The sequence below is a fragment of the Kineosporia succinea genome (assembly GCF_030811555.1).
Taxonomy (GTDB): domain Bacteria; phylum Actinomycetota; class Actinomycetes; order Actinomycetales; family Kineosporiaceae; genus Kineosporia; species Kineosporia succinea.
The window spans coordinates 912854-926724 of the sequence record NZ_JAUSQZ010000001.1; the positions used below are offsets into that span (position 1 = coordinate 912854).

Sequence of the window (13871 nt, forward strand, 5' to 3'; positions counted from 1 at the left end):
TCCGGCCGGGGTGGCACGATACGGTTACCCTTGCCACCCCGGCCGTTTCGGACGGCCTTCGTCGCGGACCGTGCAGGAATCAGGCCGCGTCGGTCATCTCGCCGTTGAACCTGAGCGTGCCGGCCCAGTGCCGGTCCGCCCCCTCGCTGCCCGGCCGGTACCAGACCAGCCGGAACCGGGTGCCGGGCGCCAGACTCGGCACCAGCACGCGGGTCTGACCCGCCGCCGTGAAACAGGCCGGAGCGCCGATCGGCACGGCCTCGTTGCCGGCCCACAGCACCCCGACGCACACCCCGCCGTCGGCAGGCGGATCGTCGAGCGTGAGGGACACCGAGGTTCTCTCGGCCGTCGTCGCGATCTGCGTGCCCAGGGTCTGCGGCCCGCGGTCTCCGTCGGCACCCGGCTCCGTGAGGCCCTGCACCGGATGTGCCCTCTCCACCGGCACCGTGGGCGCCCGCCCGGAGGGCCGCCGCTCGCCGAGGTACCCGGCGAGCCAGAGCGTGGTGACGCCCAGTCCGACGGCGGTCACGGCGACCGCGAAGTACTGCAGCTGAACCGGGATCACGGGCCGGCGGCCCGTGTTCGCGGTGAAGAGGTCGTCGGAGTCGTTCGGGTCGGCAGGCTGGTCGGAGCCTCCCATGTCTTCCCCCGTGATGTAGAGCAACGCTTCGCACGTAGTGCAGCACATGCCACCCTCCCGCGCCGACGACGCGCACGTCCGGGTGCAGCCCCGGTGTCCGCCGCCACCTCACGCTGCACGCCAGGCCCCACCGCCGCACCCGCACCGAAGCGACGTCGCAGCACCCCGGAAGCATCCCCGAATCGGTCAATTGCTTCGTCACCGACGAAAGGGACTACGGGGAAGCAAGTTTCTTCTGAGTAGGCCGGTCCTGGGCGTACTGTCCGTCGCGATCCGGCATCCGACGCATCCGACGAGGTGAGCCATGACCACGCCCCACGGCCGCACCGCGGCCCTGCTCGGCCTCGCCGTCGTCGTGGCCCTCACCGGCTGGCTCGCCCTGCACCACCTCGTCGGCTCGTCCGCCCACGCCACCGGGGCCGACGGCCCACGCGTCACCACCGTCACCAGCGGCCCCTTCTCCATCGGCCTGAGCCTGAAGGCCAGCGTCACCCGCCAGGATCCGCACGACGTCAGCACCGGCGGCCGCGACATCGAGTGGTCGGTCCACGACGGCGAGCAGGTCTACCGCGGTCAGGTCCTGGGCCGCAGCCGGGTGAGCCCGGCGGCTCAGCGGTTGCGGGCACGGCTCGAGGACGCGCGTCGCGACCGGGCCACCCAACGAGACCTCGCGGTGCTCGAGCTGGCCGACGCCGACCGCGACATCCGCACCGTGCGGCGGAACCTGCGGCACGTCGACGGCCCCGGGCGCACGAACGCGGAGGAGGCCGTCGACGCGGCCCGGGACGCCCGCCGCAAGCTCGTGATCCGGCTGAACCAGGACGACGCCGAGAGCACCGACGCGATCGGCACGCTCACCCGGCGGCTCGCGCAGGCCCGGCAGCGTCACCGGGTCGTCGCCCCGAGGACCGGCATCTTCCGGATGGTCGGCGAGCGCCCCGTCGTCACCGCCGACCAGTACACGATGACCGCCGCCCTCGCTCCCGAAGAGGCCTATCGGGCGCGGCTTCTCGAGAGTGACAGTGCCCTGTCGGGGCAGGTCCGGATCCCGGCCGGGCCCACCGACTTCACCTGTGCCTCCGTGAGCATCGCGCACGCCGGCCAGAACTCCGACCCGGCCCGCGCCGTCTGTGTGGTGCCGCGACAAGTCAGGCTGGTCCACGACCTGCAAGGCACTCTGGAGGTGACGCTTTGGCACTCGGACTCGCAGCTGCTCCTCGACGCCGCGGCGATTGAGGACTACGACCCGGCCAGGCAGATCGGTTACGTGACCCTGGCCGGGTCGTCCGCGCGTCAGCGCATCACGGCCGGCCCGAGCGACGGTGAGCAGGTGGTCGTGCTCGACGGCCTGCGTGAGGGTGATCAGGTGCAGTCTTGATCAACAGGCGTGCGCACAGCCGGTGCCCTAGGCATGAGCCATGACGATCGACGACGCCCACACCCCGCCGCCCGGCACCAGCGAGGCGACCGTGGACGCCCTGGGCCGGCTCTCCGAGGCCCTGGAGACGGTGGAGCGGGCGCGTGGTCACCTGTACGCGTTCCACCAGCTCAGTGGTCGTGCCGACCGGCAGTTCGGCGAGGCGGTGGAGGCCCTGCGCGACGCCGGTCACGACACGCTCGCCGATCGCCTGGAGCGTGAGCTGATCGGCCGCAACGTGCTTCCGGGGCGGTGGACGTTCCAGGTCGTCGAGGAGTACGACGACCACTACTGGGGTGTGGCCCGCGACCTGGAGCGCACGGTTCGCGAGCGGCTGGCGGGCGGCCGGCGTCACCTGCTCGAGGCCCGGATGAAGGAGGAGACGCGGACCCCCGGCGAGCCCGGGCACGGGGCGCACCCCTGATCGGGTGAATCGGTCCCTCTTTGCTTGCCCTCGTCACGGAATGTCACGCAGGCTGACTGTTGTGACGCCTACCACCCCGTTGATCGAGCAGATGGAACTCTGGGGCACCGTGCTCGCGGGCGCTCCTCTTCAAGCCGGCACCTGGCTGACCGGTGCCACGGGCCCGGGTCTGCCCAGCGGGGAGACGGCGGCGAGCCACTCCCCCGCCACTGCGTCGATGCCGCAGGCCATCACGAGTTCGGGTGCCCGGATCGGGCTGGACGTGAACGGTTTTCTCGTCGGCCGCACCACGGCCCCGGTCAGCCGGTCGGTCACGCACCGGCTGCCGGCGACCGTCGCCGGCGCGCCCGACGTCGAGGCCCCGGGTGCGGCGTACGCCGAGGTGGGTGCGGCCGAGCTCGAGGTCGGCTGGCCCTACCTGCCCAATCACCACGGCGGGACGCAGCTTTCGCCGATCGGCGTCCATCTCGAGGGGTTACATGTGATCGCCGTGGCCCGGCCGGGCCGGCCGGTGCGCTTCGGTCTCACCGTCACCCGGGGTTCGGTCAGCGTCGAGGGGGTCTCGTTCGCCGATCTGCCGCACGTGATCCCGCCGAACTACGAGGTGCACGTGCCGATCGACCCGGCGGCCGGCACCTCGGCCCTGATCGTGTTCAACGAGCAGGTGACCACCGACAACGGGGGACGTCCCACCGCCCTCCCGAACGCGTCCCACCAGTTCCGTTTCGATCCGGAGGCGGGCACCGGCTACGTGAACGCCGCGCACCTGTACCTGCCGGGCCCGGCGGGGGCCGACATCACCGTCGGCCATGCGGGAGTGCTGCGAGCGCACTGAGGCTCTCAGCCGGTCCGCTTATCATCGCCCGGAAGGTCGGCGAATCGCCCACGGTTCGTCGGCCTGGCACGAACCGGCGGATGCGCAGGAGTACGAGCACATGCTGAGGTCCCGGACGGCGGGCGCGATGCTGTCTGCCGTGCTGGTGCTGGCAGCCTGTGCCAGCGGCGCCCCGGTCCCGAACGGTGCGAGCCCCACGTCCCCGGGTACCGACACCGCATCGGTCAGCACGCAAGACCCGACGAAGCCGAACATCGTGTTCGTGCTCACCGACGATCTGTCGATGAACCTGGCGCCGTACATGCCGGCGGTGCAGCAGATGCGGGCCGAGGGCACGACGTTCGAGAACTTCTTCGTCACCAATTCGCTGTGCTGCCCGTCCCGCACCACGATCCTCACGGGCCGCTACCCGCACAACACCGGGATCCGCACGAACACCGAGGCCACCGGCGGCGGCTACCAGGTGTTCAAGCGCAAGGGTCTCGACGAGGACACGTTCGCCACCGATCTGCAGGCCGCCGGCTACCGCACCGCGATGATGGGCAAGTACCTCAACGAGTACCAGCCGGGCAGCCCGAAGAAGCCGACCGCGAGCAATCCGGTGGGTTACGACGAATGGGCGCTCGCGGCCAGCGGTTACGCCGGTTTCTCCTACAACCTGAACGTGAACGGCGAGGTCACGCACCACGGCCGGGCCGAGTCCGACTACCTGACCGACGTGCTGTCGGGCCTGGGGCAGGACTTCGTCAAGCGCAGCGTGGCCGACGGTGAGCCGTTCATGCTGGAGCTGTCGAGCTTCACGCCGCACAAGCCGTACGTGCCCGCGCCCCGTCACGCCGAGACGTATCCGGGCCTGAAGGCGCCGCGGGGCGATTCGTACGGCGTGCGGAACACGAACGCGCCGACCTGGCTGGCGAACCAGAAGCTGACGCCGTCGCGAATCGCGACGATGGACGAGCAGTTCCGCATGCGTGTGCAGTCGGTGCAGGCGATCAACGACCTGATCGTGGCGATCCGGGGGCAGCTCGCGGCGACCGGGGTCGCCGGCAACACCTACGTCGTGTTCAGTTCCGACAACGGCTATCACATGGGTGAGCACTCGCTGATCAGCGGCAAGATGACGGCCTTCGACACCGACATCCACGTGCCGCTGGTGGTGGTCGGGCCGGACGTCCCGGCGGGCGGCACGGTCGGCGAGATGGCCTCCACGATCGATCTGCGCCCGACCTTCGGCGATCTCGCCGGTGCGGTGACGCCCACGACGGTCGACGGCAACAGCCTGGTGCCGCTGTGGAACGGTGGCACCGACGACCAGGGTTACGTGCTGGTGGAGCACACCGGCATGGAGGTCGACACGATGGACCCGGACGCCGGTATCTTCCGCAGCCCGATCCCGCCGAACTACGGTGCGCTGCGCACGAAAGACTGGCTCTACGTGGAGTACGAGAACGGCCAGCGCGAGTACTACGACCGCACGAACGACCCGCTCGAGCTGCACAACATCGTCAGGACGCTGCCCGAGAAGCGGTTGCGCAAGCTCAGCGATCGGCTCCGGCGAGCTGTCGCCTGCTCGGGTCAGGCCGAGTGCTCGGTTGCCGTCCGGCGGTAAGGGTTCTCGTCAGGGCACCATGACGGACGACGCGGTGCGGCACGTCGTCCACCCTGCGGTTCGGTCGGTGGTTGCCTAGGGTTCGAGGTGTTCGGCCCATCGCCTCAGCAGTGTCTCGAGGGCTTGCCGCTCCTTGTGGCTGAAGTGCCCGATCAGGCGGCTCTCGTTGGCCAGATGCGCCTCGTAGGCGCGGTCGATGAGCTCGACCCCCTTCGCGGTGAGCGCCACCACCCGGCCGCGGCCGTCCACCTCGCTGACCCGCCGCGTCACCAGCCCGGCCCGCACCAGCCGGTCGAGACGCTTCGTCATCGCGCCGGTGGTGACCATCGTGACCTGGGCGAGCTCCCCCGGCGCCCGCTCGTACGGCTCGCCGGCCCGGCGCAACGCGGCCAGCACGTCGAACTCGCCCTCGCTGAGCCCGTGTTCGCGGTAGACCCGGACCAGCTCGGTGGTCAGCGCGTTGGCGATGCGGTGCATCCGGGCGATCACCAGCATCGGGCCGATGTCCAGGTCGGGGCGCTCGCGCTCCCACTCCTGCTGCACCCGGGCGACATGGTCGGTCATGGGACTCGACTTTATCCCTTCCCGGGAAGCTATATTGTCTTCCGTGGAAGCTAACGCCCGCTGGGCCGCCCTGACCGCGATCGCGCCGATCGCCTGGGGCACCACCTACTACGTCACCCGGCACACGCTGCCCGCCGACTACCCGTTCTACGGCGGTGCCGGGCGCGCCCTGCCGGCCGGCCTCCTGTTGCTCCTCATCACCCGCCGGCTGCCGAAGGGCTCGTGGTGGTGGCGTTCGGTGGTGCTGGGCGCGATCAACTTCGGGGCCTTCTTCACCCTGATCTACGCGACGGCACAGCTGCTTCCGGCCAGCGTCGCGTCGACGCTCATGGCTACCTCGTCGGTGATGATGATGCTGCTCGCCTGGCCCCTGCTCGGCGAGCGCCCGCAGGTCCTGTCCGCGATCGGAGCGGCGGTCGGCATCGGCGGCGTGGCCCTGATGCTGCTGGGCGATCCCGGGTCGGTCGACTACCGCGGTGTGGTCACCTCGCTGGCGGCCATGACCCTGTCCTGCCTGGGCGCGATCCTGACCACCAGGTGGAGCCCGTCGGGAAGCATCCTGGCGCTGACCTCGTGGCAGCTGATCGCGGGCGGCCTGCTGATCCTGCCGGTGGCGGTCGTGCTCGAGGGCACTCCCCCGGCGCTGACCCCCGAGCGCCTGGCCGGTTACGGGTACACGACGTTCGTGGCCACGGCCCTGGCCTTCGTGGTCTGGTTCCAGGGCCTGCGACGGCTGGCCGCGGGCACGGTCGGGCTGATCGGCCTGCTCAACCCGGTGGCCGGGGTGCTGGTCGGGGTGCTCGTGGGCTCGGAGGCGTTCGGGGCGAAGCAGGCCCTGGGCGTGCTGCTGGTGGTCGGCGGGATCCTGCTCGGGCAGCCGCTGGTGCGGCGCCGGTTCCGGGCCCCGGCTCTCGTCGCGCCCGAAGATCCTCTCTGACCTATTCTCGGTCGGTATGACCCTGCTCCGGCTGCTGACCCCGGTGGTCGCCGTGCTCGCGCTGACCGGGTGCGTCAGCGACTCGGGCACCACGGCCGACCCGATCGCCCCCGTCGACAACGAGTTCCAGCAAGACGTGAACGGCGCCCGCTCGACCGTCGAGGAGTACTGGGCGGCCTTCTTCGAGACCCAGGGCGGGCAGTTCGTGCCGGTCAACGAGGTGCTGCCCTACACCGAGGAGGGCGAGGGCTCGTGCGGCGGTGAGCCGTTCGTGCTGAACAACGCCTTCTACTGCCCGGTCGACCACTTCATCGCCTACGACGCCAATTTCCTGGCCGACCAGTACGCGGCCATCGGCGACGCCTTCGTGTTCTACGTCATCGGCCACGAGTACGCGCACGCCGTGCAGGAACAGCTCGGTATCACCCACCGCCTCACCATCCAGCACGAGTTGCAGGCCGACTGCATGGCCGGCGCCTACCTCGGCGACTCGGTGCGCGGCAACCGGCTGAAGCTCGAAGACGGGGACATCGACGAACTGCTCGTCAGCCTGGAGACGGTCGGCGACCAGCCCGGCATCCCGTGGTTCGCCGAGGGTGCGCACGGCACGGGTGAAGAGCGGACGGACGCGTTCAGCAAGGGCAGCGGCGGTTCTCTCTCGGCCTGCATCTAGGAGATCGTGAAGATCGCCGCGGTCGCCGTGTCGGTACGGGTGACACCCAGCCCCGAGAGGTCGCGAACGAGACTCTGCTCGTACTCGGTGCCCACCACGTCTGCCATCGTCACCACTACGGTTCTCACCCCGAGCTCGCGCAGCGTGCCGACACTGCCCGCATCGGGGAAGGCCTTCATCCGCTCACGCAGCTCACCCTGCTGAGGCGGGTTGTAGCCGCTGCTGCCGTTCACGACCGACCCGAAACCGTCGGTGCTCCACAGCATCACCCGCAGGTCTTCGAGCTCGCCGGTGGGCAGCACCAGGGTGGGCCCGGTCAGGCTGCTGAACGCGACCGGGCTCGTCGGCACCTCCGGGTGCTCGGTCTGGTTGCGCCCCTCGGCCACCACCGCGACCAGCATCGCCACCACGGCCACCCGCGCGATCAGCCCGGGAACGGGCAGCGGCGAGGACACCCGGCTGACCGCCCCCGCCGCGAGGATGCACAGCAGCACGGTGGTCCAGAGCACCAGCCGGCCCGGTGTGCGGGAACTGTCGAAGCCGGGCAGGTGGTCGAACAGCAGCAGGTAGCCGTACCTGCCGCCCCCCACCGTCTCCGTGCCCATCGCGAGCCAGACCGACACGACCACGCCGAGGGCCAGGAACAGCCGGGCCCGCACACTCCAGCGCGAGACGAACAGCCCGGCCAGCGCCAGCGCGACGAGCACGAAGCCGGGCAGCACCGCCATCTCGGCGGGCGCGGTGAGCAGCTGGCGGGCGGCCTCGGTGCGGTCGCCCATGAGCCACGACTCGGCCGGTGCGGTGAAGAACCCACGCAGCGGCGGGGAGAACAGCTCGAGCCAGGCCACCGACCGCACGGCGTCGGGATGTTCCTCGAGCACCGCGAAGTACGGGCGGCTCATCAGGTACACGACCCCGCCGAAGAACAGGCCCCCGGTCAGGTCGGCCACCAGCAGACGCCGCGGCAGACGCGGACGCCGCCCCAGCCACACCAGGGCACTGACGAGGCAGACGCCCGCGAGCACGTAACCGAACGGGATACCGACGCCGAACCCGAGCGTGATCTGCCAGGCCGCCACCGCCCAGCCCGCCACGATCCATCGCGCGCGCACCCGGTCGGGCCGGTAGCCCCCGGTCAGTGACCAGCCGTGCCCCCGCGCCAGCAGGGCCAGTGCGAGCACGATGCCGCCGGTCGAGAGCACGTTGAGGTGCCCCCCGTGCGCCAGCCGCCACGGCGCGTAGGCGAAGGCCACACCGGCGACCGCCGCCGCACCCACACTGCCCCCGAGCTGTCGGATCAGGCAGTAGGCGCCGAAGCAGGCGAACGCGTAGGCGAAGACGAACAGCAGGTTGTAGCGCAGCAGGGCGTCGACCGGGCCGTCGCCGAGGAACCCGGCGGGCGCGTAGCCCAGCAGCGAGTCGGAGAACGCCAGCGAGTTGTGCTGAGGGTAGGAGACGTTGGCCTGCCACAGGTTCCGCGGGTCGTGCAGCAGAGCGTGCCCGACCCACGAGACCTGCCAGGCCTGCAGCGACGGGTCGTAGATGTCCTGCGGGATGGTGGCGCGCGGATGACGCAGCGTGGGCCACGTCATCGCGGCGGCGAGCAGGACCGACACCAGGGCCCAGACACCCACCTCGGGGTAGGGACGCCGGGTCTCCAGGCCTCGCACCGGCACATTCCTTCCCATCGCAGGCAATCGGTTCTGGACCCTAGCACCGTGCCCGCCGGTGCAGGGCGCCGCTCACGGCGCCCTGCACAGCTGAATCACTGTTCGAGGCAGAACTCGTCGATCGGGTAGCCGACGTGACGCTGCGCGGTGGGCAGGTGACCCCACACCCGGTCGCCGGGCTTCAGCTCGGTGCTGTTGAGCACCGCGTCACCCGGGCCGAGAACCCGCACGTGCCAGTCGTCTTGCAGGATGAGGTTGACCCGCACCCCGTTCGGCGCCTCGGCCGTGACCGAGAGCAGCGGCCGGGTCTCGATCTTCACCCGGCCCACCGTGACCGCCCGGGTCTGGCCCTTGGTGTCGACCGCGAGAACCTGGCTGCCCGAGCGCAGTTCACTGAGGTAGCTGGTGCGCTCGTTGACCGACAACGTGTACGAGTGGATCGCCCCGGCGTTGACCCGGAACGGGCGGGTCGGCATGTACGGCAGCGGATGGGTCTCGCTGACGCACAGGATCATGCCGGTCGAGAGCGAGCCCACGAGAATGCCCTCGTCCTGCCGGAAGTGGGTGCAGGTGTCGACGCAGGCGCGCTCGCCCATGCCGACGTGGGCGACCTCGGTGACGACCAGCTCCACCAGTTCCAGCTCCGGGGTGGCGGTCTGGGCGGCCTCGGCCAGCCGCGCCGCATCACCCACGGCCTGCGGGGCGAGCAGCACGCCGTCGGACCCCTTCTCCAGCACCCCGAACACGATGCCGGCCTCTTCGACGTCGGCGACCTCGGTGATGATGCTGCCCTCGGCCCGGTCGGCCGCGGCCAGCACGATCTCCAGCGGGATCTTGGTCGGGTCACGGAACCGCAGCAGGCTCCACTTCTGCGTGGCCGCGGCCCGGCAGGCCTCCTCGAGCGAGTCGGCGTCGACGATCTCGACGAACGGCCCCACCTCCACCCCGGGGTATCTGCGCGCCAGCACCGCCGGTTCGCCGTGCCGGGACGGGTCGGCGATCACCACGTCCACGTGCTCCAGCTCGTCGGGGAGGTCACCGGCCCGGGGGAACAGCACCCGGGTGACACTGGGCGGCACCGACTCCAGCACCGCGAGGTCGTCGGTGAGGATGCCGTCGATCCCGTGGTGCAGGGCCTCTTCGATGATCGCGGCCCGGGAGCCGTTGCTTGCCGTGACATCGAGCCAGCAGAGCTTCATTTCGGGTTCTCCCTTGCTCAGGCGGTGATCTCGACCAGACCGGGCAGGTTCAGATGTGGTGCGGGGGCGTGACGTACGGCCCGGACGACGGCCCGGGTCACGGCCGCGGGATCGTCGGACTGCCAGATGCTGCGCCCCATCGCGACTCCGGCCGCACCGGAACGCATCACGTCGCCCACCTGGGTGAGCAGCTCGTGCTCGTCGGCGATGCGCGCGCCGCCCGCGGTGAGCAGCGGGATCGGGCACGCCTGCACCACGTCGCTCATGCTCGCGACGTCACCGCAGTACGGCGTCTTCACCAGATCGGCCCCGAGCTCGGCGGCGAGCAGGGCGGCGTGCGCGATCAGTTCGGGCGAGAACGGATCGGCCACCCGCGGCCCGCGGGGGTAGACCATGGCCAGCAGCGGCAGGTTCCACCGGTCGCAGGCGTCGGACACCGCGGCCAGGTCGGCGATCTGGCGGCGCTCGTCGAGCGACCCGAGGTTGACGTGCACGCTGACCGCGTCGGCCCCCGCCCGCAGAGCCTCCTCCACGGTGGCGACCAGATACTTGGCGTCGGGATCGGGCGCCTGGGCGGTGCTGGCGCTGAGGTGCACGATGAGACCGGTGCCGGCGAACCGTTCGGGCCGCACCCGCCGCACGGCCCCCTTGTGCAGAACCACGGCGTCACCGCCACCTTCGGCCACGGCCGCGACCACCGCGTCGAGGCGGTCGCCGGACATGATCGGCCCGTCACTCACCGGATGGTCGAGCGGGACGACGACGAATCTCCCGTCGCCGCAACGGGAGAGCCTGCGTAATCTCAACCCCCGGGCGAACGCAGTGCTGGACATGCTGATCTCCTCTGTCGGCAGGAGCTTCGGCAGGCTCACGCGAGCCTTCCCCCGCGCGGTGCGAGTCCGGCCACCGCGTAGCCCGGCAAACATAAACCTCCGGGAGCGCGCCGCGAGGACGTATTGGCGGAATTGGATTGTTTCGGGGTCCTCAAACGCGCCAACAGTTTTCGCTAAATCGACAGGCTCACCAGGGGCCTCAGGAACGGTCAACGTTGTCGCGCCGCACCGCGACTGAACTGATCATTCCGCGGGGGTTGACAGGGCGCTCACCCGCGAAAACGTCCGGCCCGTTGCGGGACCGGACGTTCGGCACGCACCCTCTCGCCGGGAGGGCACCGGGTGAGCCAGGTGCGCTCCGGCCGCACCTCGTTCACCCGATCACGGTCGGGCGTTCGTCAGGGTCGTCGCCGGCGGACCGGGAGCACCGCGCCCCGATGCGGATCGAGCACCCGCTCCCGCACCAGCAGGTCGCGAGGGCTCTCTTCGACGACGGACGTGGTGGCCGGCCGGTCTCCCGGGGCCCCCGGGGTGACGCGCGCGGGGAACGCGGTGGGCTCGTCGCCCCCCGGCTCGTTCGGGTCGGAGCCGGTGGCGCACGAGGAGATCAGGGCGAGCACCAGGGAACGGTCGTGCAGCAGCTGCGACAGCGGCCCCCCGGGGACCCGGACCCGGCGACGCACCTCGGCGGCCTGCAGCGTGACGAGGCGCACGGGGTCGGGCGCGAACATGCGGGCACCGCTGTCGATCCGGTGCAGCACCGTGACACCGCTGTGCAGCTCGTCGAGGCTGATGCGGTGGTAGGTCTGCTCGACGTCGTCGCGGTTGCCCTCGAGCTGCTGCACGAACCAGGCCCGGCCGGCCCGCTCGTCGTGCACGTGCACCAGCAGCCCGGTGAGCCCCGTGGCGGCGTTGTGCTGACGGCCGGAGCCCAGGATCGTCTCCAGCTCCCGCTCAGTGAGGTCCACCGCGGCGGAGCTGACGTAGACGAGCTGGTAGGGCCTCTCGATCACGCGGCGTCGACGTCTTCCACCCCGTCACGGCGGCGGCCGGTCACCTTCGCGTACTCGGCCGGCACGTCCCAGGTGCTGCCGTCGCGCGGGCGGCGGAAGCGCACGGTGAGCCCGATCGGACCGACCGCGACCACCTCGTACCAGGCGGACAGGTAGCGCACGCGGTCGCCGGACTCGAAGTCGTTGGGACCCCAGCGGCGGGTGCGGCCCTGCTCGATCATCGCGTCGAGCGCGGTGTTGCCGGCCATGATGTGCTCGGTGAGTGTGCGCATGGCGGCCTGGGTTTCGGCCCGGCGGCCGGGATCACTGACATCGGTCAGCGTGCGCCGCAGGCGCTGCAGGTTGCCCGTGTCGCGGGCGATGCGCTGCTTGACCACGAGCGGCCGGTCGTGGGTCTCGGTGTCGTCGAAGGCCTGGGAGAACAGCATCGCGAGCGCCATCTGCTCGTTCGGCTCGATCTCACGCTCGGTACTGGCGACGTGGCGACCCTGACGGACGATGCGCAGGGTGCGGGTGGGAGCCGTCGACGGGGAGCTCGGTGTCATCTGGTCTGCCTCTGTCGGTGAATCTGTCGGTGAAAAGTCTGGTGCGGGCCGGGACTTGACCCTGGGGTCACCGGAGAACCCGCCAGGGAGGGTTCAGCGGCCGCCTGCTGATACGAGTGGGGGCATCGCGCCGAATCCGGGCAGAGCTGACCTGAGTCGCTCGCTCTCGGGACCGATGCGCGATCATCTTCACGCATCCGCCCCGATCCGCGCAAGACGCCCACCTTTCGCGCCAGGAGACCTCGATCACCTTTGCGGCGGCAGATCCCTTGCCGGGTAAGCGGATGCAGCCAGAGCGTCACGTAACCCTGCTTCCAGCGCGGCAATCCGGCTCGCCGCACGGTCCGGTTTCACGCCGGGTCGATGCCGGGAATGCTCAGAGCGACGGCGGTTCCAGAGGTAACGCTGAATACCGGCGTGGGTACCGGCGACGACGTGCGCGGCGAACCGGGCGCTCTCGTGCGGGCGCCAGGTCTGTACCGCCGTGATCACGCAGAGCGCCGCAATCTGCTGCAGCTCGGCCGGTTCCGCGTCGCGGCGGTAGCGGTGCGACGCGGCGAGGGCGAGCGGGAGGGCCGCGGAGGTGATGCGCCCGAGCAGCTCGGCACGTTGCGGACCGGTCACGGCGGGCAGGGCGCGCACCAGGTCGTCGAGAGCGACTTCGCTTGCGTCCCGGGCAATCTCGTCCGCCGGCGGGCGGGAGGGCACCAGCGTCATCACCACTCCGTCCTGTACCCGGCGAGTGAACCCGAGCCCGGGCACACCGCTCGTCGGGTCAGGGTGACCCAGGTCGGGAGGTCCCGCAACCGGAGGGTGGCCGTCATGGCGCGGCCGTCAGATGCTGGTCGTGGCGCACGATGTGGACCCCGCCGCGACGCCTGGAGCAGTACCCGGCCGCGTCGGCGGAACGCATCACGTCCTCGGCGAGCACCACCCGGTCGTGCTGCGGCCGGCGGATCGGCCCCCGGCTCTCCTCGGGCACCACCACCCGTTCGGGCCCCGGCCCGCACGGTGAGTGCGCCGCCCGTGACCGGGGTGCACATGTCGTCGAGGACGCGATCGGCGACGGTGCCCGCCCGCTCGGCGCCGCGCCCGTTCAGCAGGACCACGAACTCCTCGCCCCCGACCCGGGCGGTCGTGCCGGACTCGCACACCACGTCCCCCAGCCGATGCGTGACCACGAAGAGCACCGCGTCCCCCAGTCGATGCGTGATCACGAAGAGCACCGCGTCCCCCAGCCGATGCATGAGCGTGCAGAGCACCACGTCCCCCTGTGGTGCCCGTGGGGAATCGGCCCCGGCACGGCACCGCCCGACGTTCCTCCGCCGATTTCACCCGGACTGAGTGCCCATCGTCACGCTGTGTGCCGACCACTGCTCACAACGGGTTCCTGATCAGCGTTGCGCGAACGGGCACGAACGGCGCGGAACGCCTGTCCAGGGCCGATCGTCGTCTCTACATGCCGCCGACGGACACTGGTCCCGCCTGCCCCACGATGAGCGCTTGCTTGGA

General features: G+C 70.8%; 15 protein-coding genes. 6 read left to right on the plus strand and 9 right to left on the minus strand.

The genetic code is table 11. The features are described from left to right. Positions 1 to 79: 79 nt before the first annotated feature. Positions 80 to 640 carry a hypothetical protein gene (locus J2S57_RS03980; protein ID WP_307238413.1) on the minus strand — a complete coding sequence of 187 codons (561 nt, stop codon included), beginning with the start codon at positions 638 to 640 and terminating at the stop codon, positions 80 to 82. 304 nt (positions 641 to 944) lie between these two features. On the opposite strand from J2S57_RS03980, the gene J2S57_RS03985 reads away from it, so the two are divergent. The 4 genes from J2S57_RS03985 to J2S57_RS04000 all read left to right on the plus strand — a co-directional run bounded on the left by J2S57_RS03985 (position 945) and on the right by J2S57_RS04000 (position 4925). Continuing rightward, positions 945 to 2018 carry an efflux RND transporter periplasmic adaptor subunit gene (locus J2S57_RS03985; RefSeq protein WP_307238415.1) on the plus strand — a complete coding sequence of 358 codons (1074 nt, stop codon included), beginning with the start codon at positions 945 to 947 and terminating at the stop codon, positions 2016 to 2018. A 40-nt stretch (positions 2019 to 2058) separates the two neighbouring features. Beyond that, positions 2059 to 2481 (plus strand): hypothetical protein, encoded by a 423-nt coding sequence (locus J2S57_RS03990; protein ID WP_307238417.1) that lies wholly within the window; start codon positions 2059 to 2061, stop codon positions 2479 to 2481. Between the two features lie 61 nt (positions 2482 to 2542). Next, on the plus strand, positions 2543 to 3316 hold the full coding sequence (locus J2S57_RS03995; protein WP_307238419.1) for a hypothetical protein: 774 nt from the start codon (positions 2543 to 2545) through the stop codon (positions 3314 to 3316). 100 nt (positions 3317 to 3416) lie between these two features. Next, on the plus strand, positions 3417 to 4925 hold the full coding sequence (locus J2S57_RS04000) for a sulfatase family protein (protein WP_307238422.1): 1509 nt from the start codon (positions 3417 to 3419) through the stop codon (positions 4923 to 4925). 75 nt (positions 4926 to 5000) lie between these two features. Here the strand turns inward: J2S57_RS04000 and J2S57_RS04005 are convergent, their stop codons facing one another. Continuing rightward, positions 5001 to 5489, minus strand: a complete 489-nt coding sequence (locus tag J2S57_RS04005; protein WP_307238424.1) for a MarR family winged helix-turn-helix transcriptional regulator — start codon at positions 5487 to 5489, stop codon at positions 5001 to 5003. A gap of 43 nt (positions 5490 to 5532) precedes the next feature. On the opposite strand from J2S57_RS04005, the gene J2S57_RS04010 reads away from it, so the two are divergent. Together J2S57_RS04010 and J2S57_RS04015 are read left to right on the plus strand one after the other, a co-directional pair. Beyond that, complete coding sequence (locus J2S57_RS04010) at positions 5533 to 6426, plus strand: DMT family transporter (RefSeq protein WP_307238426.1); 894 nt, start codon at positions 5533 to 5535, stop codon at positions 6424 to 6426. 16 nt (positions 6427 to 6442) lie between these two features. After that, entirely contained in the window at positions 6443 to 7099 is a 657-nt protein-coding gene (locus J2S57_RS04015; protein ID WP_307238428.1) for a neutral zinc metallopeptidase, read from the plus strand. Here J2S57_RS04015 and J2S57_RS04020 read toward each other — a convergent pair. The 7 genes from J2S57_RS04020 to J2S57_RS04050 all read right to left on the minus strand — a co-directional run bounded on the left by J2S57_RS04020 (position 7096) and on the right by J2S57_RS04050 (position 13606). Then, complete coding sequence (locus J2S57_RS04020) at positions 7096 to 8769, minus strand: hypothetical protein (RefSeq protein ID WP_307238430.1); 1674 nt, start codon at positions 8767 to 8769, stop codon at positions 7096 to 7098. The genes J2S57_RS04015 and J2S57_RS04020 overlap by 4 nt on opposite strands. Positions 8770 to 8864: 95 nt before the next feature. Then, positions 8865 to 9968, minus strand: a complete 1104-nt coding sequence (locus J2S57_RS04025) for a 3-dehydroquinate synthase II family protein (RefSeq protein WP_307238432.1) — start codon at positions 9966 to 9968, stop codon at positions 8865 to 8867. 17 nt (positions 9969 to 9985) lie between these two features. Then, positions 9986 to 10801, minus strand: a complete 816-nt coding sequence (locus J2S57_RS04030; protein ID WP_307238434.1) for a 2-amino-3,7-dideoxy-D-threo-hept-6-ulosonate synthase — start codon at positions 10799 to 10801, stop codon at positions 9986 to 9988. 398 nt (positions 10802 to 11199) lie between these two features. Continuing rightward, a complete protein-coding gene (locus tag J2S57_RS04035) occupies positions 11200 to 11814 on the minus strand; it encodes a BLUF domain-containing protein (RefSeq protein WP_307238436.1) in 615 nt (204 codons plus the stop codon). After that, on the minus strand, positions 11811 to 12359 hold the full coding sequence (locus J2S57_RS04040) for a hypothetical protein (RefSeq protein ID WP_307238438.1): 549 nt from the start codon (positions 12357 to 12359) through the stop codon (positions 11811 to 11813). The genes J2S57_RS04035 and J2S57_RS04040 overlap by 4 nt, the downstream gene beginning before the upstream one ends. A gap of 246 nt (positions 12360 to 12605) precedes the next feature. Then, the gene (locus J2S57_RS04045; protein WP_307238440.1) at positions 12606 to 13076 is read right to left on the minus strand and encodes a hypothetical protein; all 471 of its coding nucleotides are present in this window, start codon (positions 13074 to 13076) and stop codon (positions 12606 to 12608) included. Beyond that, complete coding sequence (locus J2S57_RS04050) at positions 13076 to 13606, minus strand: diguanylate cyclase domain-containing protein (RefSeq protein ID WP_307238442.1); 531 nt, start codon at positions 13604 to 13606, stop codon at positions 13076 to 13078. Before J2S57_RS04050 ends, J2S57_RS04045 begins: the two co-directional genes overlap by 1 nt. Between the last annotated feature and the right edge of the window lie 265 nt (positions 13607 to 13871).

What these genes read in the sequence shown, in the direction of transcription:
- J2S57_RS04045 (WP_307238440.1), bottom strand. Translation starts at nt 13,076, where the DNA reads ATGACGCTGGTGCCCTCCCGCCCGCCGGCGGACGAGATTGCCCGGGAC.
- J2S57_RS04030 (WP_307238434.1), bottom strand. Translation starts at nt 10,801, where the DNA reads ATGTCCAGCACTGCGTTCGCCCGGGGGTTGAGATTACGCAGGCTCTCC.
- J2S57_RS04000 (WP_307238422.1), top strand. Translation starts at nt 3,417, where the DNA reads ATGCTGAGGTCCCGGACGGCGGGCGCGATGCTGTCTGCCGTGCTGGTG.
- J2S57_RS04025 (WP_307238432.1), bottom strand. Translation starts at nt 9,968, where the DNA reads ATGAAGCTCTGCTGGCTCGATGTCACGGCAAGCAACGGCTCCCGGGCC.
- J2S57_RS03980 (WP_307238413.1), bottom strand. Translation starts at nt 640, where the DNA reads ATGGGAGGCTCCGACCAGCCTGCCGACCCGAACGACTCCGACGACCTC.
- J2S57_RS04005 (WP_307238424.1), bottom strand. Translation starts at nt 5,489, where the DNA reads ATGACCGACCATGTCGCCCGGGTGCAGCAGGAGTGGGAGCGCGAGCGC.
- J2S57_RS03985 (WP_307238415.1), top strand. Translation starts at nt 945, where the DNA reads ATGACCACGCCCCACGGCCGCACCGCGGCCCTGCTCGGCCTCGCCGTC.
- J2S57_RS04015 (WP_307238428.1), top strand. Translation starts at nt 6,443, where the DNA reads ATGACCCTGCTCCGGCTGCTGACCCCGGTGGTCGCCGTGCTCGCGCTG.
- J2S57_RS04040 (WP_307238438.1), bottom strand. Translation starts at nt 12,359, where the DNA reads ATGACACCGAGCTCCCCGTCGACGGCTCCCACCCGCACCCTGCGCATC.
- J2S57_RS04050 (WP_307238442.1), bottom strand. Translation starts at nt 13,606, where the DNA reads ATGCATCGGCTGGGGGACGCGGTGCTCTTCGTGATCACGCATCGACTG.
- J2S57_RS03990 (WP_307238417.1), top strand. Translation starts at nt 2,059, where the DNA reads ATGACGATCGACGACGCCCACACCCCGCCGCCCGGCACCAGCGAGGCG.